A 24,069-nucleotide genomic window follows, 5' to 3' on the forward strand; every position below is an offset into this window, starting at 1 on the left:
GTTGTATTCTTCAATCTATGGCTAAGTCAAAATCAAAATTTATATGCCAATCGTGCGGTTATGAGTCAGCCAAATGGATGGGGAAATGTCCCGGCTGCGGCACTTGGAACAGTATGACAGAAGAGGTCGTTCGTAAAGAGCCGGCAAATCGTCGAAGTGCGTTTAATCATTCTGTTCAAACCATTCAAAAACCTTCACCTATATCTGCAATTGAAACATCCGAAGAACCCCGAATTAAAACGAATTTAGAAGAATTTAACCGAGTATTAGGAAGTGGAATTGTCAAAGGTTCACTCGTTCTTATTGGCGGTGATCCTGGGATTGGGAAGTCCACACTATTATTACAAGTTTCAGCACAGCTATCAGATCAAAATCAGAATGTGTTGTACATATCTGGTGAGGAATCAATCAAACAAACGAAGCTTAGGGCGGACCGTCTCGGTATTGAAAGTGCCTCTTTACATGTTTTGGCTGAAACCGATATGGAGTATATAACGTCTGCTATACAAGAGATGAAACCCGCTTTTGTTGTGGTCGATTCAATTCAAACCGTTTATCAAAGCGATATCACGTCAGCTCCTGGATCTGTTTCTCAGGTGAGGGAATGCACTGCCCAGCTGATGAAAATTGCCAAGACGAATGGTATTCCTATTTTTATCGTTGGTCACGTGACGAAGGAGGGCTCGATTGCTGGGCCGCGCCTTTTAGAGCATATGGTAGATACAGTTCTTTATTTTGAAGGGGAGCGTCATCATACGTTTCGTATTTTAAGGGCAGTGAAAAACCGTTTTGGTTCAACGAATGAATTAGGAATTTTTGAAATGAGAGAGGAAGGGCTCACAGAGGTATTAAACCCATCAGAAATCTTCTTAGAAGAGCGGTCAGCAGGTGTATCTGGATCGTGTGTTGTTGCCTCAATGGAAGGAACAAGACCTGTTCTAGTGGAGATACAAGCACTTATTTCACCGACGAGCTTTGGGAATCCACGGAGAATGGCTACTGGCCTTGATCATAACCGAGTGTCATTGCTTATGGCCGTTTTAGAAAAACGGGTAGGGCTGCTACTGCAAAACCAAGATGCCTATTTAAAGGTCGCAGGTGGTGTGAAACTTGATGAACCAGCGATTGACTTGGCTATTGCCGTCAGTATTGCATCAAGCTTTAAAGATGCAGCGCCGCATCAAGCAGATTGCTTTATAGGAGAAGTGGGTCTGACGGGAGAAGTCAGAAGAGTATCAAGAATTGAACAGCGTGTGCAGGAAGCTGCTAAACTAGGATTTAAGCGAATGTTTATTCCTCAGGCGAATATAGATGGATGGAAAAAACCGAGAGGGATTGAGTTAGTCGGTGTAGAAAATGTAGCAGAGGCACTTCGTATTTCACTAGGGGGATCATAGAAATGGAAAAAGAGAAAAAAGGAGCGAGAGAAGTCGATCTCTTAGATATTGTCCAGTTTGTGGCACCGGGGACACCCCTGCGGGCAGGGATTGAAAACGTCCTAAGAGCCAATACTGGAGGGCTCATTGTTGTTGGTTATAATGATAAAGTGAAAAGTGTGGTAGATGGAGGATTTCATATTAATTCTGCTTTCTCCCCAGCACATTTATATGAATTGGCGAAAATGGATGGGGCGATTATTTTAAGTGACTCTGGTCAAAAAATCTTGTATGCGAATACACAGCTTATGCCGGATGCAACCATTCATTCATCAGAAACAGGCATGAGACACCGAACGGCTGAACGTGTAGCAAAGCAGACAGGTTGCTTAATCATTGCCATTTCTGAACGTCGGAACGTCATTACCTTATACCAAGGGAATCGACGATATACGCTGAAAGATATTGGTTTTATTTTGACGAAGGCCAACCAAGCGATACAAACACTTGAGAAATATAAAACCATTTTAGATCATGCCATTTCTGCGTTAAGCGCCTTAGAATTTGAAGAGCTTGTGACCTTTGGTGATGTATTATCCGTGCTACATCGTTATGAAATGGTACTTAGAATCAAAAATGAAATCAATATGTATATCAAAGAGCTTGGGACAGAAGGACACTTGATCCGTCTGCAAGTCAATGAGCTGATTACAGATATGGAGCAGGAAGCGGCGTTATTTATTAAAGATTACGTGAAAGAAAAGATCAAAGATCCATATGTGCTGCTGAAACAGCTCCAAGATATGTCGAGTTTTGAGCTTTTAGATGACTCCATTTTGTACAAGTTACTTGGCTATCCAGCATCTACAAATATTGACGAATATGTATACACTAGAGGATACAGATTACTTCATAAAATCCCTAGACTGCCTATGCCAATCGTTGAAAACGTGGTCGAAGCATTTGGTGTGCTAGATCGAATTATGGAAGCAGATGTACAAGATTTGGATGAAGTAGAAGGAATTGGAGAAGTAAGGGCGAAAAAGATAAAAAAAGGATTAAAAAGACTGCAAGAAAAACATTATATCGACCGTCAGCTATAAAAAGAGAAATTTTTCTTAAATACGGTTAAAAATGGATGAATATGGGTATATTAATGATGGTTTTGTTTTCTGTTCATGATGATAGGAAACTTAAGCATATATCAATGTCAGATGAAGGTGGATTGACAGATGAAAAATAAAGGAGGTGAAGGTATGTTAAAAAGAATCGTTCAGGCGTTTTTTATCATTTTCGGTGCAGTTGTAGGGATTTTTATCATTCCAGAGTTATTTCTGCTGTTAAATTTGAAGGACATACCTTTCATAACAAATGCTTACTCTTCAGCACTAATAGGAGCCGCTGTGTTCTTTATCATTGGTAAATGGTGCACAGGCTATGTGGTTAATTGGGTGAAATGGATCGAGGATTCTCTATTGAAGGCGCCTCTTCCTGATCTTATATCTGGAAGTTTCGGTTTAGTATTTGGACTTATTCTAGCATATCTTATTGTAAACGTGATCCCGCTAAACAATATCCCATATCATATTTTTGGTACCATTATTCCGATTTTCCTGGCTTTCTTTTTAGGATACCTTGGATTTCAGGTAGGGTTTAAGAAGAAGGATGAAATGATGGGGCTGTTCTCTCGATCTGCAAAGGTCACAAAGAAAAAAGGAGCAGCTGATGATGAACCTGAAATAGAAGATAAAAAGCTGAAAATTTTAGACACAAGTGTTATCATTGATGGAAGAATCGCAGATATTTGTCAAACTGGATTCCTAGAAGGTGTGATGGTCATTCCTCAATTTGTACTCGAGGAATTACAGCATATTGCAGACTCTTCTGATGTATTAAAGAGAAATAGAGGCCGAAGAGGTCTTGATATTTTAAATCGTATCCAAAAAGAACTGGATATTAAAGTTGAAATTTACGAAGGTGACTTTGAAGATATTCAAGAGGTTGACAGCAAGCTTGTGAAACTCGCTAAGTTAACTTCAGGTGTTGTTGTGACAAATGATTTTAATTTAAATAAAGTATGCGAACTTCAAAAAGTAGCAGTGTTAAACATCAATGATCTAGCCAATGCAGTCAAACCGGTTGTGCTGCCTGGGGAAGAAATGAAGGTACAGGTCATTAAAGATGGGAAAGAGCATAACCAAGGTGTTGCTTACTTAGATGACGGTACGATGATTGTGGTCGAAGAAGGACGCAATTATATTGGAAAAGACATTGATGTGCTCGTCACGAGTGTGCTGCAAACTGCTGCTGGAAGAATGATTTTTGCGAAGCCAAAACTTCTGGAGAAGGCGCTCTAAAGGGAGAACGAACATGTATTATGAAGTAGTTATTCCGGCTGCGGGGCAGGGGAAGCGAATGAAGGCCGGCCGCAATAAACTTTTTATTGAATTGAAAAGAATGCCGGTCATCATCCACACACTGAAGGTGTTTGACGCTCATTCACAATGCAGACGCATGATCTTAGCGATCAATGAAGAAGAGCGTCGTGACTTTGAAAGGCTACTGAAGGTACACGCTTTTCAAACGCCTGTTTCACTTGTCACTGGCGGTGAAGAACGGCAGCAAAGTGTATACGAAGGATTGAAGGCTGTGCAAGATGCGGACATCGTGCTTGTTCATGATGGCGCAAGGCCTTTTATTAAGCATACACAGATTGACTTGCTCGTTAAAGCAGCGATTGAAAAAGGCTCCGCAGTCGTAGCGGTACCAGTGAAAGACACAATCAAACGCGTTCAAGAAGGCAAAGTGGAACAAACCATTGAACGTCAGAGCTTGTGGGCAGTCCAGACCCCACAAGCTTTTCGTCATTCTATTTTAAAAGAAGCGCATGAACATGCGGAGCGGACAGGCTTTCTTGGAACAGATGACGCCAGTCTTGTGGAACAATTACACGGTGAGAGTGTTTATATTGTCCAAGGAGACTATACCAATATTAAACTGACAACACCGGATGATTTATTGGTTGCCAAGGCAATTATGGATGCGGAAAGAGGGTACTAGAACATGTTTAGAATAGGACAAGGTTTTGATGTGCATCAATTAACAGAGGGAAGACCTCTTATTATTGGTGGTGTGACGATCCCTTATGAAAAGGGTCTACTTGGGCATTCAGATGCGGATGTACTGCTTCATACTGTGGCGGATGCCTGCCTAGGTGCGATTGCAGAAGGAGATATCGGCAGACATTTCCCAGACACGGATCCGGAGTTTAAAGATGCAGACTCTTTTAAATTACTTCAACACGTGTGGGCACTTGTAAAAGAAAAAGGCTATACACTGGTGAATATCGATTGCACGATCATGGCGCAAAAACCAAAGATGGCACCATACATTCAGCCAATGTGTGAGAAAATCGCAGAAGCCCTTGAGGCAGATGTCACACAGGTGAATGTCAAAGCAACAACAACAGAGAAACTTGGATTTACAGGAAGAGGCGAAGGAATTGCCTCTCAAGCAACCGTACTTCTTCAGAAAAAGTAAAATCCGTTTTGATGAGAATGGGTTTTGATGATAAAATACGTTTATAAAAAATTGGTGTCAGACAACATGATGCAGATGAAAGGAAGTTAAACTCATGGGAAATGAAGTGCGTGTTCGTTATGCACCGAGTCCAACTGGTCATTTACATATTGGGAATGCTAGAACGGCTCTTTTCAACTATTTGTTCGCACGCAGCCAAGGCGGCAAATTTATTATTCGAATCGAGGATACGGATCAAAAGCGTAATGTAGAAGGCGGAGAAGAAAGCCAGCTTCGCCACCTGCAATGGCTCGGGATTGATTGGGACGAGAGCATTGATAAAGATGGCGGCTACGGTCCTTACAGACAATCAGAGCGTAATGATATTTACAAAAAATATTATGACGAGCTGCTAGAGAAAGATTTGGCATATAAGTGCTATTGTACGGCTGAAGAATTAGAAGAAGAGCGTGAAGCACAAATTGCCCGCAGTGAAATGCCTCGATATTCTGGTAAATGCAGTCATTTATCAAAAGAAGAAGAGGACAAGCTGATTGCTGAAGGAAGAGAGCCAAGCATCCGCTTCCGAGTGCCTAAAGGAGAAATCATCAAATTTGACGATATGGTCAAAGGCGAGATTTCATTTGAAACAGACGGCATCGGTGACTTTGTTATTGTGAAGAAAGATGGTACGCCAACGTATAACTTCGCTGTAGCGGTGGATGATCATTTGATGAAAATGACTCACATTCTTCGTGGTGAGGATCATATCTCGAATACACCTAAACAAATTATGGTCTTCAATGCATTTGGCTGGGATGTTCCGCTGTTCGGACATATGACGCTGATTGTAAACGAGAACCGCAAGAAATTAAGCAAGCGTGATGAATCAATTATCCAGTTCATCGAACAGTATAAGAACTTGGGCTATTTACCAGAAGCTTTGTTTAACTTCATTGCACTGCTTGGATGGTCTCCAGTTGGTGAAGAGGAACTATTTACAAAAGAGCAGTTCATCGATATTTTCGATGTCAATCGACTTTCTAAGTCACCAGCTCTCTTCGATATGCATAAACTAAAATGGGTGAATAACCAATACGTGAAAGCACTTGATCTTGATCAAGTTGTGGCACTTACACTTCCACATCTTCAAAAGGCAGGCAAGGTAAGTGAGCAGCTGACAGAAGAAGAAAACACGTGGGTGCGCAAACTCATTTCTCTATACCACGAGCAATTGAGCTACGGAGCAGAAATTGTTGAGTTAACAGAGTTGTTCTTTAAGGAACAAATTGAGTATAATCAAGAGGCAAAGGAAGTTCTTGCAGAAGAGCAAGTACCAGAAGTGATGGCTTCGTTTGCAGGTCAGCTTGAACGTCTTGAGTCTTTCACACCTGATGAAATCAAAGCTGCCATTAAAGCGGTACAAAAAGAAACAGGGCATAAAGGTAAGAAACTATTCATGCCAATTCGTGTGGCTGTCACTGGACAAACGCATGGCCCAGAGCTTCCGCAAAGTATTGAACTACTAGGTAAAGAGACGGTATTAAACCGCATTAAACAAATATAAGGAAAATCGTTGCGAGGGAGAAGTACAATGTTATCGTCCATCACAGAAAGAGTCTTCACCGGCTGAAAGAGACTTATGGGCAGACGTTGGAAATGCACCCTCAAGACCCTTGAGGAACACGTATGTTAGTATGCAAGGGCGGTACCCTCCGTTATGGGATGAAGTTGAGAAGGCTGCGAAATGAGGGCTTTCTAAACAGAGTGGAACCGCGTTTTCAAAACGTCTCTGTCATATGGCAGAGGCGTTTTTTATTTGTCCAAAAAAGAGAGCAAGTCCTAAGAGAGATTGATGGGGAAGAACGGGGGGAGCATGTGTTTTTCAAAATGCTGAAAGAAGATATTGATACTGTGTTTGATCAAGATCCTGCTGCTAGAAGCTATCTTGAAGTAGTGCTAACCTATTCAGGGCTTCATGCGATTTGGGCTCATCGTGTTGCGCATGCATTTTACAAGCGTAAGCTGTATTTTCTTGCGCGGATCATTTCTCAGGTCAGCCGGTTTTTCACAGGGGTTGAGATTCACCCAGCAGCAACCATCGGCCGGCGGTTCTTTATTGATCACGGCATGGGCGTCGTGATTGGGGAAACATGTGAAATTGGCGATAACGTCACTGTTTTCCAAGGCGTGACATTAGGGGGAACAGGGAAAGAAAAGGGAAAGCGGCATCCAACTATTTTGGACGATGCCCTGATTGCGACTGGTGCTAAGGTGCTCGGTTCCATTACCGTAGGAAAAGGGTCCAAGATTGGTGCGGGGTCTGTTGTGTTAAAAGACGTACCAGACCATTCCACTGTTGTAGGTATACCTGGGCGAGTGGTCGTTCAAAATGGAAAGAAAATCAATCGTGATCTCAATCATCAAGATTTGCCAGATCCCGTTTCTGATCGTTTCAAAGAATTGGAGCGAGAAATGGAAAAGCTAAAACGTGAGCTGGCTTCATTGAGCAGAAAGGAAGAACAATCATGACAATCAATATTTATAATACATTGACACGTAAGAAGGAAGAGTTTGTCCCACTTGAACCAGGAAAGGTGAAAATGTATGTATGCGGACCAACCGTGTATAACTACATTCATATCGGGAATGCAAGACCTGCCATTGTATATGACACGGTACGTAAGTATTTAGAATATAGCGGCTATGATGTGAATTTCGTATCCAACTTTACTGATGTGGATGATAAACTCATCAAAGCAGCAAATGAATTAGGCGAGGATGTCCCAACGATTGCTGATCGATTTATCCAAGCATACTTTGAGGACGTCAGTGCATTAGGCTGCAAAAAAGCAGACCTTCACCCGCGAGTGACAGAAAATATGGATGATATCATTGCGTTTATCGCCACATTGATTGAAAAAGGCTACGCCTATGAGGCAGATGGTGACGTGTATTACAGCACACGCTCATTTGAAGGCTACGGAAAACTGTCTCACCAATCGATTGATGAATTAAAGACAGGTGCCCGTATTCGTGTAGGTGAAAAGAAAAGGGATGCACTCGACTTTGCATTATGGAAGGCCGCAAAGGATCAGGAGATTTCTTGGGATAGCCCGTGGGGCGAAGGACGCCCAGGCTGGCACATCGAGTGCTCTGCGATGGTCAAAAAGTATTTAGGCGATACGATTGACATTCATGCTGGCGGACAGGATTTAACGTTCCCTCATCACGAGAATGAGATCGCTCAATCTGAGGCTTTGACAGGCAAACCTTTTGCAAAGTATTGGATGCATAACGGATATATTAATATTGAGAATGAAAAAATGTCAAAATCACTAGGCAACTTTGTGCTCGTGCATGACATTGTGAAAGAACAAGATCCTGACGTACTTCGATTCTTTATGTTGTCGGTTCACTACCGTCATCCAATTAACTACTCAATGGACTTACTAGAGAGTACAAAGAGTGCGTTTAACCGACTCAAAACGTCGTATGCTAATTTACATCATCGCCTTGAAAGCAGCACGAATATCACAGAAGATAACACTGAATGGTTGACAAAGATTGAAGAGCAGCGTGCGACATTTATTTCTGAAATGAATGATGACTTCAATACGGCAAATGCCATCTCTGTTTTATTTGAACTAGCGAAACAAGCGAATTACTATATGGAAAATGATCATACTTCTGAGGAAGTGATCAAGGCATTTATTGGCTTGTTCCAAGAAATCACCTCTGTCCTTGGCTTCTCATTAGAAGAAAAGCATACGCTTGACGAAGAAGTAGAAGCGTTAATTGAAAAACGCAATGAGGCTAGAAGAAATCGTGATTTTGCGCTATCTGATCAAATTCGTGACCAGTTAAAGAGCATGAATATTGTATTGGAGGATACTCCTCAAGGTACTCGCTGGAAAAGAGGAGAATAGGTCATGTTGAATTTTGAAAAGCTGAAAGACGGAAAACAGTTGAATGGACTTGCGCTTGCTTATATGGGTGATGCCATTTTTGAAGTATACGTGAGGCATCACCTCCTCCAAACGGGGGCGACCAAACCAAATGAGCTTCATAAACGTGCAAGTAAGATCGTTTCAGCTAAATCTCAGGCCGCTATTTTATTTGAGCTTCAGCAGAAGGGCTTTTTCACAGAAGCGGAAGAAGCGGTGCTGAAAAGAGGAAGAAATGCAAAATCAGGCACAGTGCCTAAAAACACAGACGTTCAAACGTATCGTTATAGTACAGCGTTTGAAGCGCTCATGGGTTATTTATTTATTGAGAAGCAGGACGAACGCTTAGAAGAGTTGATTAGTCAGGCGATTGAAATCGGAACGTCAGGGAGGAAGACAAATGAGTCAGCAACATGATTATGTGATTGGGAAAAATGCAGTGATTGAAACACTGAAGTCAGATCGGGAGTTATACAAGCTCTGGATGGCAGAAAACACTGTAAAAGGACAAGCCCAGCAGGTCATTGAACTCGCGAAAAAGCAAAATATCACCATTCAGTATGTTCCGAGGAAAAAGCTTGATCAGATGGTAACAGGTCAGCACCAGGGAATCGTTGCACAAGTAGCAGCATATGAATATGCAGAATTGGACGATCTGTATCAAATTGCTGAAAAGCGGAATGAACAACCATTTTTCATCATCTTAGATGAAATTGAAGATCCGCACAATTTAGGGTCGATCATGCGTACGGCCGATGCTGTTGGTGCACATGGAATCGTCATTCCAAAACGACGAGCGGTAGGCTTGACGACAACTGTTGCGAAAGCATCTACTGGAGCCATTGAACATATCCCGGTCGCAAAAGTAACCAATCTTTCCAGAGCTCTTGATGAAATGAAAGAAAGAGGAATCTGGGTCGCAGGAACAGATGCATCTGCGAAGCAGGACTACAGACAATTTGATGGCACGATGCCTCTCGCTCTTGTCATTGGCAGTGAAGGAAAAGGAATTGGCCGATTGATTAAGGAAAAATGTGATTTCTTGATTAAATTGCCAATGGCCGGGAAGGTCACTTCATTAAATGCATCAGTTGCCGCTAGTCTATTGATGTATGAAGTGTATCGAAAACGTTATCCGTTAGGAGAATAGAGATGGACATCCTCTTAGTCGATGGATACAACATGATAGGTGCATGGCCTCGTTTGCAGCACTTAAAAGAAAACAGCTTTGAAGAAGCCAGAGACGTGCTGATTCAACATTTAGCAGAATATCAAGCATATACAGGGTATCGAGTCATTGTCGTATTCGATGCCCATATGGTCAAAGGAATCGAAAAGAAGCGGACAAACCACCGAGTAGAGGTCATCTTTACAAGAGAAAATGAAACGGCTGATGAGCGGATTGAAAAACTGGCACAAGACTTAAATAACATTCGGACGCAAATTCATGTGGCGACCTCTGATTATACAGAACAATGGGCGATTTTTGGACAGGGTGCACTTCGTAAGTCAGCACGAGAGCTCTTAAGAGAGATAGAAGTGATTGAACGGAAGATTGAAACACGTGTCAAAAAGATTACTTCTGATAAACCAGCATCCAAAATTGAATTGTCAGAAGATGTATTGAAAACGTTTGAAAAATGGCGGCGGGGAAACTTGGAATAGCTTGACGATATTTCAACCATTATTGTATAATATTTCTATCTAGGTGCGGTCGGGGGGATCGAAGTGAATCTAAACAACAGCAAGGGTAAGTCCATCAGAGAGCAATTTTGCCAGTTGGAAGATGAACAAGTCATTGAAAGGGTTCATGTCGGAGATAGTGATGCGCTAGATTATTTAATAACGAAATACCGCAATTTTGTACGTGCGAAAGCAAGATCTTATTTCTTGATTGGAGCGGATCGAGAGGACATTGTCCAAGAGGGGATGATCGGACTTTATAAGTCTATCCGCGATTTCAGAGAGGACAAGCTTACTTCATTTAAGGCTTTTGCAGAATTATGTATTACCCGCCAAATTATCACCGCAATTAAAACAGCTACTCGCCAAAAACATATCCCGTTAAATTCCTATGTATCATTAGACAAGCCGATATACGATGAAGAATCGGACAGAACATTATTGGACGTCATTTCCGGTGCTAAAGCGCTTAACCCAGAAGATTTAATCATTAGCAAAGAAGAATTTGATGATATTGAAATGAAAATGGGTGAATTACTAAGCGAGCTGGAAAGAAAGGTACTTGTGCTTTATCTTGATGGCAGGTCCTATCAGGAGATTTCTGAAGATTTAAACCGTCATGTGAAATCAATTGATAACGCACTCCAAAGAGTAAAGAGAAAATTAGAGAAATATTTAGAGCTGCGCGAGATCAGTCTCTAATCAAACCTATATTGACAGCTTTTTCGACACTGTGATAAGGTACTAAGGAAATGATGTCGAGAAAATAGGTGTAAATATGAGGAAAAAGATTACTCTAGCCTGTAAAGACTGCGGAAGCCGCAATTATACGACAATGAAAAGTGTTGCTTCAGCAGCTGAAAGATTAGAAGTTAAGAAATATTGCAAGACTTGTAATTCACATAAAACACATTTAGAAACGAAGTAGGATTTGCGTTCTTTAATCTGTGGAGGTCTTTTACATGCGTATTATCAGTTTCTTAAAAAGTGTCGGGAAAGAAATGAAAAAGGTCAGCTGGCCAAAGAAAAACGAAATGGTCCGCTACACGATCACTGTTATTTTAACAGTCGTATTTTTTGCCATCTTTTTCTCTTTTCTTGATATAGGAATCTCACAATTAATCGAATTAATTCATTAATACTTGAATAATGGTCTGCTGAACGTGCTATAATAGATCATAATATGACTTGCCAAAAAACCCGTTTTACGGGTTTTTTCAATTGCTTGAAAATATTTACCGGTACTCGAGATTCGTCAAATAGACATTACGAAATGTGGGGAGGGAAGGACTAAATAGTCCTGAACGAAAATGGAAAAGAATTGGTATGTTGTGCATACGTACTCTGGCTATGAGAACAAAGTGAAAGCGAACTTGGAAAAGCGTGTTGAATCAATGGGCATGCAGGATAAAATTTTCCGCGTTGTTGTACCAGAAGAAGAAGAAACGGACATTAAAAACGGTAAGAAAAAAGTAGTGAAAAAGAAAGTATTCCCTGGATATGTGCTAGTAGAAATCGTCATGACTGACGATTCTTGGTATGTCGTTCGTAATACACCAGGTGTGACAGGATTCGTTGGATCAGCTGGATCAGGCTCTAAGCCGACAGCGTTATTACCTGGCGAAGCGGAAACCATTCTGAAGAGAATGGGACTTGAAGAGCGCAAGACAGAAATCGACTTTGAACTAAAAGAAACAGTCAAGGTCATCGATGGACCATTTGCTAACTTCACAGGCTCTATCGAAGAGATTGATTATGATAAAAGCAAAGTCAAAGTATTCGTTAATATGTTTGGTAGAGAAACTCCTGTGGAACTTGAGTTCACACAGATCGATAAATTGTAATTTAAAAGAGCTTGAAATGAGTGTATAGAAGTGGTAATATAGCAAAGGTACGTCTTGAGTTCGCTCAAGATCGCTAGCTAGTTATTTCGTCATTCATATAAAGAATGAAGTTGTTGAGTGGGAGGGGGATTCCCCTATTACCACATCACGGACTTTAAGGAGGTGTGTCTCGTGGCTAAAAAAGTAGTAAAAGTTGTTAAATTGCAAATTCCTGCTGGAAAAGCTAACCCAGCTCCACCAGTTGGACCTGCACTAGGTCAAGCCGGTGTTAATATCATGGGATTCTGTAAGGAGTTTAACGCTCGTACAGCTGACCAAGCTGGTCTTATCATTCCTGTTGAAATTTCGGTTTTTGAAGACCGTTCATTTACATTTATTACTAAAACTCCACCTGCTGCAGTATTACTTAAAAAAGCAGCTGGTATTGAGTCTGGTTCTGGTGAACCTAACCGTAATAAAGTGGCAACTGTTAAGCGTGATAAAGTACGCGAAATCGCGGAAACAAAAATGCCTGACTTAAACGCTGCTAGCGTTGAATCAGCTATGCGCATGGTTGAAGGTACTGCACGCAGTATGGGTATTGTCATCGAAGATTAATTTTTTGTCTTGTTGGGTTGCGAGTTTGGTTTTGACAAGTTCGCAACCCTTATTCGTGGGAGGTTATTCCGCTAAAACCACATAAGGAGGATTTTTATAATGGCTAAAAAAGGTAAAAAGTATGTAGAAGCTGCTAAGCTGATCGATCGTACAAAAGCGTATGATGTTGCTGAAGCTGTTTCTCTTACAAAAAAAGCAAATACAGCGAAATTTGATGCGACTGTAGAAGTTGCTTTTCGTTTGGGCGTAGACCCTCGTAAAAACGATCAACAAATCCGCGGTGCAGTTGTACTTCCTAACGGAACTGGTAAAACTCAACGCGTTCTTGTGTTCGCTAAAGGCGAAAAAGCAAAAGAAGCAGAAGCTGCTGGAGCAGACTACGTTGGAGATTCTGATTACATCACTAAAATCCAACAAGGCTGGTTCGAATTCGATGTAATCGTTGCGACACCTGACATGATGGGTGAAGTTGGTAAGATCGGTCGTGTACTTGGACCAAAGGGTCTTATGCCAAACCCTAAAACAGGAACTGTTACATTCGAAGTAGAAAAAGCAATCAATGAAATCAAAGCTGGTAAAGTAGAATACCGCGTTGATAAAGCTGGTAACATCCACGCGCCAATCGGAAAGGTTTCTTTCGAGGACGAAAAGCTTGTTGAGAACTTTGCAACAATCTATGACACAATCCTTAAAGCAAAACCTGCAGCGGCTAAAGGTGTATACGTGAAAAACGTTTCTGTTACATCTACTATGGGCCCTGGCGTGAAAGTGGACCCATCTTCTTTCTCTGCAAAATAATTCTTGACTTGTCACAACCGTTTTGATAATATCGAAATGTTGTAAAATAGAATAATCATTTATACCGTAGACAGCAGGGGCCTTATGGCTTAATTAACCCGCCGAGGTGTATATGTCACAGTCTTACGTTAACGTATGCTTGTATATACAGCCTCCATGTCTTAATGGAGGCTTTTTATATGGAGAACCGTTCGTTAGGAACGTGATGGCCTGATCGGTATAAGTGTTACACAAAGAATGTACAGGAGGTGTAACCATGAGCAATGCAATCGATACTAAAAAAGTTGTCGTTGATGAAATTACTTCTAAATTTAAAGACAGTATGTCTACTGTAATCGTAGATTACCGCGGCCTTTCAGTTTCTGAAGTGACTGAACTTCGTAAACAGCTTCGTGATGCTGGTGTAGAATTCAAAGTTTACAAAAATACTTTGACTCGCCGTGCAGTTGAACAAGTTGAACTAACGGGTTTAAACGATTTCTTAACAGGTCCAAACGCTATCGCATTCAGTAACGAAGATGTTATCGCACCTGCGAAAATCATCAACGAATTTGCGAAAAGCCACGAAGCTTTAGAAATCAAAGCTGGTGTTATCGAAGGAAACGTAGCGACTGTAGAAGAAGTGAAGGCTCTTGCGGAACTTCCGTCTCGCGAAGGCTTACTTTCTATGTTGCTTAGCGTTCTTCAAGCTCCAGTTCGTAACCTTGCTCTTGCTACTAAAGCAGTTGCAGATCAAAAAGAAGAACAAGGCGCTTAATGCGTACTTGACGTAAAAAAACTTAAAATGGAGGAATTACAAATGGCTTTAAATATCGAAGAAATCATTGCTTCAGTTAAAGAAGCAACTGTACTTGAGTTAAACGACTTAGTAAAAGCAATCGAAGAAGAATTTGGCGTAACTGCTGCTGCTCCTGTAGCTGTAGCTGCTGGTGGCGGTGCTGCTGCTGAAGAAAAAACTGATTTTGATCTAGTACTTGCTGGTGCTGGAGACCAAAAAATCAAAGTTATCAAAGTGGTTCGTGAAATCACTGGTCTTGGCTTGAAAGAAGCTAAAGAACTTGTTGACAACACTCCAAAACCACTTAAAGAAGGTATTGCTAAAGAAGAAGCTGAAGAACTTAAAGCTAAGCTTGAAGAAGTTGGCGCTTCTGTAGAAGTTAAGTAATCTTCGCCTAATCTTTTGGGAAAGCTCGCTTTTACTGGCGGGCTTTTTCTTTTCTTATCTCCTGAAACGATTGAATCCAGAGGAGGTCCATTCACCATGAGTGACCACTATTATACGGAAAAGCCATCAGTGAAAAGCAATAAACAGACATGGGACTTCACCTTGAGAAACCGTAGCTTTACTTTTACAAGTGACAGTGGAGTGTTTTCTAAGAAAGAAGTCGACTATGGTTCGAGGCTTTTAATTGAAGCTTTTGAAGAACCTGACTTGGATGGCGACGTCTTAGATGTCGGTTGCGGTTATGGACCGATCGGCTTATCGTTAGCAAACGAAATGACAGGCCGCACCATTCATATGATTGATGTGAACGAAAGAGCAGTCGAACTTTCAAAGGAAAACGCTAAGCATAATCGCATTGATAATGTCCGCATCTATCAAAGTGATTTGTTCTCGAATGTTCATTCATCAGCTGCTTTTGCCTCTATACTGACCAATCCCCCAATACGGGCAGGGAAGAAAGTAGTACATGCGATCTTTGAAAAAAGTGCTGATCATTTATTGCCGGAAGGTGAGTTGTGGGTGGTTATTCAGAAAAAACAAGGTGGACCATCTGCGATTGAGAAATTAGAGCAGCTTTTTGGAGAAGTGACGGTCGTTATGAAAAAAAAGGGCTACTATATTATCAAAGCTAAAAAAGTTTGACGCAGTTTCCTAGCTGTGTTAACATTATAAAATGCCAATGTGTATATTTTGCTTGATAGGCTTAAAAAACAACTATTTTGTATAAATTATGCATACTTGGGAAAACTAATAAAATCGGTATTTGTTTTTGGATGTGGTTTTCTTATTTTAGAAACCCTTTTTTCTTTTGTCTTGTAAAAGTATTTCTTTACTGACATTTGAAAGACAGAAATACTTTTTACACATATAATACGCATGATTTGAGGGGTGAATCAGTTGACAGGTCAACTAGTTCAGTATGGACGACACCGCCAGCGCAGAAGCTACGCACGCATAAGCGAAGTGTTAGAATTACCAAATCTCATTGAAATTCAAACCTCTTCTTATCAGTGGTTTCTTGATGAGGGTCTTAGAGAGATGTTTCAAGATATATCCCCAATTGAGGATTTTACTGGTAACCTTTCTCTTGAATTCATTGATTACAGCCTAGGGGATCCTAAGTATCCTGTAGCAGAATCAAAAGAACGTGATGTAACTTACTCTGCTCCACTAAGAGTAAAAGTTCGTTTAATTAACAAAGAAACTGGAGAAGTAAAAGACCAAGATGTGTTTATGGGTGATTTCCCAATCATGACAGACACAGGTACTTTTATCATTAATGGTGCGGAACGTGTAATCGTTTCTCAGTTAGTACGTTCTCCAAGTGTATATTTCAGTGGTAAAGTAGACAAAAACGGTAAAAAAGGTTTTACTGCGACTGTCATTCCAAACCGTGGCGCATGGTTAGAATACGAAACTGATGCGAAGGATGTAGTCTATGTACGCATCGATCGCACACGTAAGTTGCCGGTTACGGTTCTTTTGCGTGCTCTCGGCTTCAGCTCTGATCAAGAGATTCTTGACCTCATTGGCGAGAATGAATACTTACGCAACACGTTGGAAAAAGACAATACAGAGAATGCCGATAAAGCACTTCTCGAAATCTACGAGCGTCTTCGTCCCGGAGAGCCGCCAACTGTTGAAAATGCGAAAAGCTTGCTAGACTCTCGCTTCTTTGATCCGAAGAGATATGACTTAGCAAATGTTGGACGCTACAAGATTAATAAGAAGCTTCATATTAAAAATAGACTATTCAATCAAAAATTGGCTGAAACGCTAGTTGATCCTGAAACAGGTGAAATCCTAGCAGAAAAAGGTCAAATTTTAGATAGAAGAGTGCTTGATAAAGTTCTTCCATACTTAGAAAACGGCATCGGATTTAGAAAGCTTTATCCAAACGGTGGCGTAGTAGAGGATGAAGTAGAACTTCAATCTATCAAGATTTATGCACCAACTGATCAAGAAGGCGAGCAAGTGATCAACGTGATTGGTAATGCATATGTAGAGGAAGCTGTGAAGAACATCACGCCTTCTGACATCATTGCTTCAATCAGTTACTTCTTTAACCTGCTTCATGGAGTAGGTGACACAGATGATATCGATCACCTTGGTAACCGTCGTCTGCGTTCTGTAGGTGAACTTCTGCAAAACCAATTCCGTATTGGTTTAAGCAGAATGGAGCGTGTTGTTCGTGAAAGAATGTCTATTCAAGACACGAACACGATCACACCTCAGCAGCTGATCAACATCCGTCCTGTGATCGCTTCTATCAAAGAGTTCTTTGGTAGCTCTCAGCTTTCTCAGTTCATGGATCAAACAAACCCGCTTGCTGAATTGACACACAAACGTCGTCTATCAGCGCTTGGACCGGGTGGTTTGACACGTGAGCGTGCAGGAATGGAAGTTCGTGACGTTCACTATTCTCACTATGGTCGTATGTGTCCGATTGAAACACCAGAGGGTCCAAACATTGGTTTGATCAACTCTCTATCTTCATTTGCGAAAGTGAACCGCTTCGGATTTATCGAAACACCTTACCGTCGGGTTGATCCTGAAACAGGTAAAGTGACGCCGAGAATCGATTACTTAACCGCTGATGAAGAGGATAACTACGTTGTAGCACAAGCGAACGCTCTGCTAGCTGATGATGGTTCGTTTATCGATGATAACATTATCGCTCGTTTCAGAGGGGAAAACACCGTTGTTCCTCGAAACCGCGTTGACTACATGGACGTTTCGCCGAAGCAGGTTGTTTCTGCAGCGACAGCATGTATCCCATTCTTAGAAAACGATGACTCTAACCGTGCTCTAATGGGAGCGAACATGCAACGTCAGGCTGTGCCTTTGATGCAGCCGGAATCACCGATTGTTGGTACAGGTATGGAGTATGTATCAGGTAAAGACTCTGGTGCTGCTGTGATCTGCCGTTACCCAGGTGTTGTAGAACGTGTTGAAGCGAAGAATATTTGGGTTCGCCGTTATGAAGACGTTGACGGACAACAAGTCAAAGGAAACCTAGACAAATACAGCTTGCTGAAATTTGTCCGCTCTAACCAAGGGACTTGCTACAACCAGCGCCCAATTGTAAGTGTTGGAGATGAAGTCGTCAAAGGGGAAATCCTTGCAGACGGTCCTTCTATGGAAAAAGGTGAATTGGCTCTAGGACGTAACGTCATGGTCGGCTTCATGACTTGGGACGGTTACAACTATGAGGATGCGATCATTATGAGTGAGCGCCTTGTAAAAGATGACGTCTACACTTCTATTCATATTGAAGAATATGAATCAGAAGCTCGTGATACAAAGCTTGGACCAGAAGAAATTACGCGTGATATTCCAAACGTTGGGGAAGATGCTTTACGCAACCTTGACGAGCGTGGAATCATCCGTATTGGTGCAGAAGTAAAAGACGGAGATCTTCTTGTCGGGAAAGTAACGCCTAAAGGTGTAACAGAACTAACAGCTGAAGAACGTCTATTACATGCAATCTTCGGTGAAAAGGCTCGTGAAGTACGTGATACGTCTCTACGTGTACCACACGGCGGCGGCGGAATCATCCACGATGTCAAAGTCTTTAACCGTGAAGATGGAGATGAATTACCACCAGGTGTTAACCAGTTAGTCCGTGTATACATCGTTCAGAAGCGTAAAATTTCTGAAGGTGACAAAATGGCCGGACGACATGGTAACAAAGGTGTTATCTCTAAGATTCTTCCAGAAGAAGATATGCCGTATCTTCCAGATGGAACACCGATTGATATCATGTTAAACCCTCTAGGGGTACCATCTCGTATGAATATCGGTCAGGTACTTGAGCTTCATATGGGTATGGCTGCACGTTACCTAGGCATCCACATTGCGTCACCAGTATTTGATGGTGCGCGTGAGGAAGATGTTTGGGAAACGCTTGAAGAAGCAGGTATGTCCCGTGATGCGAAAACAGTCCTTTATGACGGTCGAACTGGTGAACCATTCGATAACCGTGTATCAGTCGGAATCATGTACATGATCAAACTGGCTCACATGGTTGACGATAAACTTCACGCTCGTTCAACTGGACCATACTCACTTGTTACGCAGCAGCCACTGGGCGGTAAAGCACAGTTTGGTGGACAGCGTTTCGGAGAGATGGAAGTATGGGCACTTGAAGCTTACGGTGCAGCATATACACTTCAAGAAATCTTAACTGTAAAATCGGATGACGTTGTGGGTCGTGTGAAAACATACGAAGCGATCGTCAAAGGGGATAACGTACCTGAACCAGGTGTCCCTGAATCATTCAAAGTATTAATTAAAGAACTTCAAAGTTTAGGTATGGATGTGAAAATCCTATCTGGCGATGAAGAAGAGATAGAAATGAGAGATTTAGAAGACGATGAGGAAACGAAGAAAGCAGACGGATTAGCGTTATCTAATGACGAAGATGCTGCAGACCTCGCACCTGTCGATCTTGAACGTGACGCAGTCACAAAAGAATAGCAGAAACGATTAGAGCAAGTGACTAGGGTATAACCCGAAGATTAAAAGGGAGGTAGGCCCCTTGCTAGATGTGAACAATTTTGAGTATATGAACATCGGTCTCGCATCACCTGATAAAATCCGTTCTTGGTCTTTTGGTGAAGTGAAAAAGCCTGAAACGATTAACTATCGTACACTGAAACCGGAAAAAGATGGTCTCTTTTGTGAACGTATCTTCGGACCGCAAAAAGACTGGGAATGTCATTGTGGAAAGTATAAACGCGTTCGTTATAAGGGTGTTGTATGTGACCGTTGTGGTGTAGAAGTAACACGGGCAAAAGTCCGTCGTGAGAGAATGGGGCATATCGAACTGGCTGCCCCAGTTTCCCACATTTGGTATTTCAAAGGTATCCCAAGCCGTATGGGTCTTGTTCTAGATATGTCACCACGTGCGTTAGAAGAAGTGATTTACTTCGCTTCTTACGTCGTGACTGATCCGGGCAACACACCGCTTGAGAAGAAACAACTTCTTTCTGAGAAAGAATTCCGTGCTTATTTAGATAAATACGGTAACACCTTCCAAGCAGCTATGGGTGCAGAAGCAATTAACAAACTTCTTCAAGATATCGATCTTGTGAAAGAAGTAGATACACTCAAAGAAGAGCTAAAAACAGCTCAAGGACAGCGTCGTACACGTGCGATCAAACGCCTTGAAGTGTTGGAAGCTTTCCGTAACTCAGGAAACAAACCGTCTTGGATGATCCTTGATGTACTTCCGGTTATTCCACCAGAATTACGTCCGATGGTTCAGCTTGATGGCGGACGTTTTGCTACTTCTGACTTGAACGACCTTTATCGTCGTGTCATCAACCGTAACAATCGTCTGAAACGTTTATTAGATCTTGGCGCGCCAAGCATCATCGTTCAGAACGAGAAGCGTATGCTTCAAGAAGCTGTCGATGCCTTGATTGATAATGGACGTAGAGGCCGACCAGTAACAGGACCAGGAAATAGACCATTGAAATCTCTTTCTCACATGCTGAAAGGGAAACAAGGGCGTTTCCGTCAAAACTTGCTTGGTAAACGTGTTGACTATTCTGGACGTTCCGTTATCGTCGTTGGACCACATTTGAAAATGTATCAGTGTGGACTTCCGAAAGAAATGGCTCTTGAACTATTCAAACCATTCGTGATGAAGGAGCTTGTTGAAAAAGGATTAGCTCACAACATTAAGAGCGCGAAACGTAAGATTGAGCGCGTGCAGCCGGAAGTTTGGGATGTTTTAGAATCAGTGATTCGTGAGCATCCAGTCTTACTAAACCGTGCACCAACTCTTCACAGACTTGGTATTCAAGCGTTTGAACCTACACTTGTGGAAGGACGCGCAATTCGTCTGCATCCACTTGTATGTACTGCCTACAACGCTGACTTTGATGGTGACCAAATGGCGGTTCACGTACCATTATCTGCTGAAGCTCAAGCTGAAGCTCGTATCTTAATGCTTGCTGCTCAAAACATTTTGAACCCGAAAGATGGAAAACCTGTTGTTACGCCATCTCAGGATATGGTGCTAGGTAACTACTACCTTACACTTGAGCGTAAAGGTGCTATCGGAGAAGGTATGGTCTTCAAAGATACGAACGAAGCCCTTCTAGCTTATCAAAATGGGTATGTGCATCTTCATACACGTGTAGCTGTTGCAGCTAACTCGTTGAAGAATGTGACATTCACTGATGAACAGCGTTCTAAATTGTTGATTACAACAGTTGGAAAACTAATCTTTAACGAAATCTTACCGGAATCATTCCCTTACATGAATGAGCCGACAAAGAGCAATATTGAAGAAAAAACGCCTGACCGCTTCTTCCTTGAAAAAGGTGAAGATGTCAAAGCTGCGATCGAGAAACAAGAAATCAATGCGCCGTTCAAAAAAGGTATTTTAGGTAAAATCATTGCGGAAATCTTTAAGAGATTCCATATCACTGAGACATCTAAAATGCTTGACCGCATGAAAAATCTTGGTTTCAAATACTCTACTAAAGCGGGTATTACGGTTGGGGTGTCTGATATCGTCGTATTAGATGATAAACAGAAGATCCTCGAAGAAGCGCAAGCAAAAGTAGATAACGTCATGAAGCAATTCAGACGTGGTTTGATTACTGAAGAAGAGCGTTACGAGAGAGTCATTTCGATCTGGAGTTCTTCTAAAGATGTCATCCAAGGTAAACTGATGAAGTCCCTTGATGAAGTCAACCCTATCTACATGATGAGTGACTCTGGCGCGCGTGGTAACGCATCTAACTTCACTCAGCTGGCTGGTATGCGTGGTCTGATGGCCAACCCGGCTGGACGTATCATTGAACTTCCGATCAAATCTAGTTTCCGTGAAGGTTTAACCGTATTGGAATACTTTATTTCTACTCACGGAGCGCGTAAAGGTCTTGCCGATACAGCTCTTAAAACAGCTGACTCAGGTTACCTCACGCGTCGTCTCGTTGACGTTGCGCAGGATGTTATCATCCGTGAAACAGATTGCGGTACAGACCGTGGAATCTTGGCGAAGTCCATTAAAGAAGGAAATGAAATTATTGAGAAACTTGAAGAACGTCTTATCGGACGTTTTGCAAGAAAACCAATTGTTCATCCTGAAACGGGCGAAGTCATTGTTGGCGAAAACGAACTAATTGATGAAGATAAAGCACTTGAAGTAGTTGAAGCAGGAATCGAGGAAGTATGGATCCGTTCTGCATTTACATGTAACACGCCTCATGGTGTATGTAAACGATGCTACGGCCGTAACCTTGCAACTGGTACTGACGTTGAAGTCGGTGAAGCAGTTGGAATCATCGCTGCACAATCGATCGGTGAGCCAGGAACACAGCTTACAATGCGTACGTTCCACACCGGTGGGGTAGCAGGAGACGATATCACTCAAGGTTTACCTCGTATCCAAGAGTTATTTGAAGCGCGTAATCCGAAAGGGCAGGCAACCATTTCTGAAATTGATGGTGTCGTTGCTGAAATTAACGATGTTCGTGACAAGCAACAGGAAATTGTGGTTCAAGGCGAAGTTGAAACTCGCTCTTACACAGCTCCTTACAATGCACGTCTGAAAGTTGTTGAAGGTGACAAAGTCACTCGTGGTCAAGTACTGACAGAAGGTTCAATCGATCCGAAAGAACTTCTCAAAGTGACTGACATGACAGCTGTTCAAGAATATCTGCTTCATGAAGTACAAAAAGTATACCGTATGCAAGGGGTAGAAATCGGAGATAAGCACGTAGAAGTAATGGTTCGCCAAATGCTTCGTAAAGTGCGTGTCGCTGATGCAGGGGATACAGATGTATTACCAGGCACACTTCTTGATGTACACCAATTCACAGAAGCGAACAAAAAAGTATTATTCGAAGGCAAACGCCCTGCAACAGGCCGTCCAGTTCTTCTTGGTATTACAAAAGCATCGCTTGAAACAGACTCATTCTTGTCTGCAGCATCCTTCCAAGAAACGACTCGTGTCCTAACAGATGCGGCGATCAAAGGAAAACGTGATGAACTGCTTGGCTTGAAAGAGAATGTCATCATCGGTAAACTTGTTCCTGCTGGAACTGGAATGCCAAACTACCGTAAAGTTAAGCCGGTTTCACAAGTGCAGCCGTCTGACGATATGGTTCCTGTAGAGTAATCTTTCTCTTAAGATTTCTATAAAAATCATCAAAAAATGGTGAAGGATGTCAAGATTATCTGTCAAACGATATTGACATCCTTCTGCCATGATGATAATATAACCAAGGTGCTCAAAATAAAACCTGTTACTTTGGAGGATATTCGATGTCTTATGATAAAGTATCACAGGCTCAATCCATTATTATTGGTACGAAGCAAACAGTAAAAGCTCTGAAACGAGATTCAGTGAAGGAAATCGTCGTAGCGAAAGATGCTGATCCTGCTTTAACCGCTAGTGTAATGAAACTAGCGCAAGAGAAGGGTGTAGACATTTTAGTGGTAGATTCCATGAAAAAGCTCGGCAAGGCCTGCGGAATTGAAGTTGGGGCAGCAGCTGTTGCCATTATGTTATAGCGTACTTGTTTTGTTTTTGCATGCTTAAAATGCAAAAGCATTGTTTTTTGCCTTTTGATGAACCACCTGGGTATGTGGGTTATAAAAAAAGTAATGAAGGGAGGAATAACAACATGCCTACAATTAATCAGCTAATACGCAAAGGACGCGTGAGTAAAGTTGAAAACTCAAAGTCTCCTGCACTTAACAAAGGATACAACAGTTTCAAAAAAGAGCACACTAACGTAACATCTCCACAGAAGCGCGGGGTTTGTACTCGTGTCGGTACAATGACACCGAAAAAACCAAACTCAGCACTACGTAAATATGCTCGTGTACGTTTGTCTAACCTGATTGAGGTAACAGCTTACATTCCTGGTATCGGACATAACCTACAAGAGCACAGTGTAGTACTTATCCGTGGCGGACGTGTAAAAGACTTACCGGGTGTACGTTACCACATCGTTCGTGGTGCGCTTGATACTGCCGGAGTTGACGGTCGTATGCAAGGACGTTCTAAATACGGAACAAAACGCCCTAAACAAAGCAAATAATATAAACAAACA

The 24,069-nt window shown here is 41.9% G+C and carries 24 protein-coding genes and 2 other annotated features; all 24 genes read left to right on the top strand.

The genetic code is table 11. From position 1 onward, the window contains the following. Positions 1–17: 17 nt before the first annotated feature. Complete coding sequence (gene radA, locus MKY11_RS00590; protein ID WP_017359160.1) at positions 18–1,397, top strand: DNA repair protein RadA; 1,380 nt, start codon at positions 18–20, stop codon at positions 1,395–1,397. Between the two features lie 2 nt (positions 1,398–1,399). Beyond that, a complete protein-coding gene (gene disA, locus MKY11_RS00595) occupies positions 1,400–2,479 on the top strand; it encodes a DNA integrity scanning diadenylate cyclase DisA (RefSeq protein WP_007496267.1) in 1,080 nt (359 codons plus the stop codon). A 153-nt stretch (positions 2,480–2,632) separates the two neighbouring features. After that, a complete protein-coding gene (locus MKY11_RS00600) occupies positions 2,633–3,733 on the top strand; it encodes a PIN/TRAM domain-containing protein (RefSeq protein ID WP_047946821.1) in 1,101 nt (366 codons plus the stop codon). A 13-nt stretch (positions 3,734–3,746) separates the two neighbouring features. Continuing rightward, positions 3,747–4,436 (top strand): 2-C-methyl-D-erythritol 4-phosphate cytidylyltransferase, encoded by a 690-nt coding sequence (gene ispD, locus MKY11_RS00605; RefSeq protein WP_008345432.1) that lies wholly within the window; start codon positions 3,747–3,749, stop codon positions 4,434–4,436. 3 nt (positions 4,437–4,439) lie between these two features. Then, on the top strand, positions 4,440–4,916 hold the full coding sequence (ispF, locus tag MKY11_RS00610) for a 2-C-methyl-D-erythritol 2,4-cyclodiphosphate synthase (protein WP_007496273.1): 477 nt from the start codon (positions 4,440–4,442) through the stop codon (positions 4,914–4,916). Between the two features lie 94 nt (positions 4,917–5,010). After that, on the top strand, positions 5,011–6,462 hold the full coding sequence (gene gltX / locus MKY11_RS00615; protein ID WP_007496275.1) for a glutamate--tRNA ligase: 1,452 nt from the start codon (positions 5,011–5,013) through the stop codon (positions 6,460–6,462). Beyond that, positions 6,463–6,692, top strand: a binding site (T-box leader). An 81-nt stretch (positions 6,693–6,773) separates the two neighbouring features. Next, entirely contained in the window at positions 6,774–7,427 is a 654-nt protein-coding gene (gene cysE, locus MKY11_RS00620; protein WP_017366453.1) for a serine O-acetyltransferase, read from the top strand. Continuing rightward, entirely contained in the window at positions 7,424–8,824 is a 1,401-nt protein-coding gene (gene cysS, locus MKY11_RS00625; RefSeq protein WP_024718297.1) for a cysteine--tRNA ligase, read from the top strand. The genes cysE and cysS overlap by 4 nt, the downstream gene beginning before the upstream one ends. A gap of 3 nt (positions 8,825–8,827) precedes the next feature. Further along, positions 8,828–9,259: a Mini-ribonuclease 3 gene (locus MKY11_RS00630; RefSeq protein ID WP_008345428.1), complete on the top strand. Its 432-nt coding sequence runs from the start codon at positions 8,828–8,830 to the stop codon at positions 9,257–9,259. Beyond that, positions 9,243–9,992 (top strand): 23S rRNA (guanosine(2251)-2'-O)-methyltransferase RlmB, encoded by a 750-nt coding sequence (gene rlmB / locus MKY11_RS00635; RefSeq protein WP_017359163.1) that lies wholly within the window; start codon positions 9,243–9,245, stop codon positions 9,990–9,992. Before MKY11_RS00630 ends, rlmB begins: the two co-directional genes overlap by 17 nt. Positions 9,993–9,994: 2 nt before the next feature. After that, positions 9,995–10,507, top strand: a complete 513-nt coding sequence (gene rae1 / locus MKY11_RS00640) for a ribosome-dependent mRNA decay endonuclease Rae1/YacP (RefSeq protein WP_007496285.1) — start codon at positions 9,995–9,997, stop codon at positions 10,505–10,507. A gap of 63 nt (positions 10,508–10,570) precedes the next feature. Continuing rightward, positions 10,571–11,227, top strand: a complete 657-nt coding sequence (gene sigH / locus MKY11_RS00645) for an RNA polymerase sporulation sigma factor SigH (protein ID WP_008345424.1) — start codon at positions 10,571–10,573, stop codon at positions 11,225–11,227. Positions 11,228–11,303: 76 nt separating this feature from the next. Then, positions 11,304–11,453: a 50S ribosomal protein L33 gene (rpmG, locus tag MKY11_RS00650; protein WP_008356502.1), complete on the top strand. Its 150-nt coding sequence runs from the start codon at positions 11,304–11,306 to the stop codon at positions 11,451–11,453. Positions 11,454–11,487: 34 nt separating this feature from the next. Then, positions 11,488–11,664, top strand: a complete 177-nt coding sequence (gene secE / locus MKY11_RS00655; RefSeq protein ID WP_008345422.1) for a preprotein translocase subunit SecE — start codon at positions 11,488–11,490, stop codon at positions 11,662–11,664. A gap of 171 nt (positions 11,665–11,835) precedes the next feature. Next, positions 11,836–12,369: a transcription termination/antitermination protein NusG gene (gene nusG, locus MKY11_RS00660; protein ID WP_003217197.1), complete on the top strand. Its 534-nt coding sequence runs from the start codon at positions 11,836–11,838 to the stop codon at positions 12,367–12,369. A gap of 171 nt (positions 12,370–12,540) precedes the next feature. After that, entirely contained in the window at positions 12,541–12,966 is a 426-nt protein-coding gene (gene rplK / locus MKY11_RS00665) for a 50S ribosomal protein L11 (RefSeq protein WP_003216956.1), read from the top strand. A gap of 99 nt (positions 12,967–13,065) precedes the next feature. Beyond that, complete coding sequence (gene rplA / locus MKY11_RS00670) at positions 13,066–13,764, top strand: 50S ribosomal protein L1 (RefSeq protein WP_017359164.1); 699 nt, start codon at positions 13,066–13,068, stop codon at positions 13,762–13,764. Positions 13,765–13,810: 46 nt separating this feature from the next. Then, positions 13,811–13,951 (top strand) — a sequence feature (ribosomal protein L10 leader region). A 69-nt stretch (positions 13,952–14,020) separates the two neighbouring features. Then, positions 14,021–14,521, top strand: coding sequence for a 50S ribosomal protein L10 (gene rplJ / locus MKY11_RS00675; RefSeq protein ID WP_003217048.1), 501 nt, complete (start codon positions 14,021–14,023; stop codon positions 14,519–14,521). 42 nt (positions 14,522–14,563) lie between these two features. After that, complete coding sequence (gene rplL / locus MKY11_RS00680) at positions 14,564–14,929, top strand: 50S ribosomal protein L7/L12 (RefSeq protein WP_008345418.1); 366 nt, start codon at positions 14,564–14,566, stop codon at positions 14,927–14,929. A 96-nt stretch (positions 14,930–15,025) separates the two neighbouring features. Beyond that, positions 15,026–15,631, top strand: a complete 606-nt coding sequence (locus tag MKY11_RS00685; protein ID WP_007496296.1) for a class I SAM-dependent methyltransferase — start codon at positions 15,026–15,028, stop codon at positions 15,629–15,631. A gap of 255 nt (positions 15,632–15,886) precedes the next feature. Continuing rightward, the gene (gene rpoB / locus MKY11_RS00690) at positions 15,887–19,468 is read left to right on the top strand and encodes a DNA-directed RNA polymerase subunit beta (protein ID WP_024718298.1); all 3,582 of its coding nucleotides are present in this window, start codon (positions 15,887–15,889) and stop codon (positions 19,466–19,468) included. Positions 19,469–19,529: 61 nt separating this feature from the next. Continuing rightward, positions 19,530–23,129, top strand: a complete 3,600-nt coding sequence (rpoC, locus tag MKY11_RS00695) for a DNA-directed RNA polymerase subunit beta' (protein WP_007496298.1) — start codon at positions 19,530–19,532, stop codon at positions 23,127–23,129. Between the two features lie 146 nt (positions 23,130–23,275). Beyond that, on the top strand, positions 23,276–23,524 hold the full coding sequence (locus tag MKY11_RS00700; RefSeq protein WP_008345416.1) for a 50S ribosomal protein L7ae-like protein: 249 nt from the start codon (positions 23,276–23,278) through the stop codon (positions 23,522–23,524). 113 nt (positions 23,525–23,637) lie between these two features. After that, positions 23,638–24,057 (top strand): 30S ribosomal protein S12, encoded by a 420-nt coding sequence (gene rpsL / locus MKY11_RS00705; RefSeq protein ID WP_003216962.1) that lies wholly within the window; start codon positions 23,638–23,640, stop codon positions 24,055–24,057. The last annotated feature ends 12 nt before the right edge of the window (positions 24,058–24,069 follow it).

The sequence above is a fragment of the Bacillus sp. FSL W7-1085 genome, from assembly GCF_038595035.1.
In the GTDB taxonomy this organism is placed as follows: Bacteria; Bacillota; Bacilli; order Bacillales; family Bacillaceae; genus Bacillus; species Bacillus altitudinis.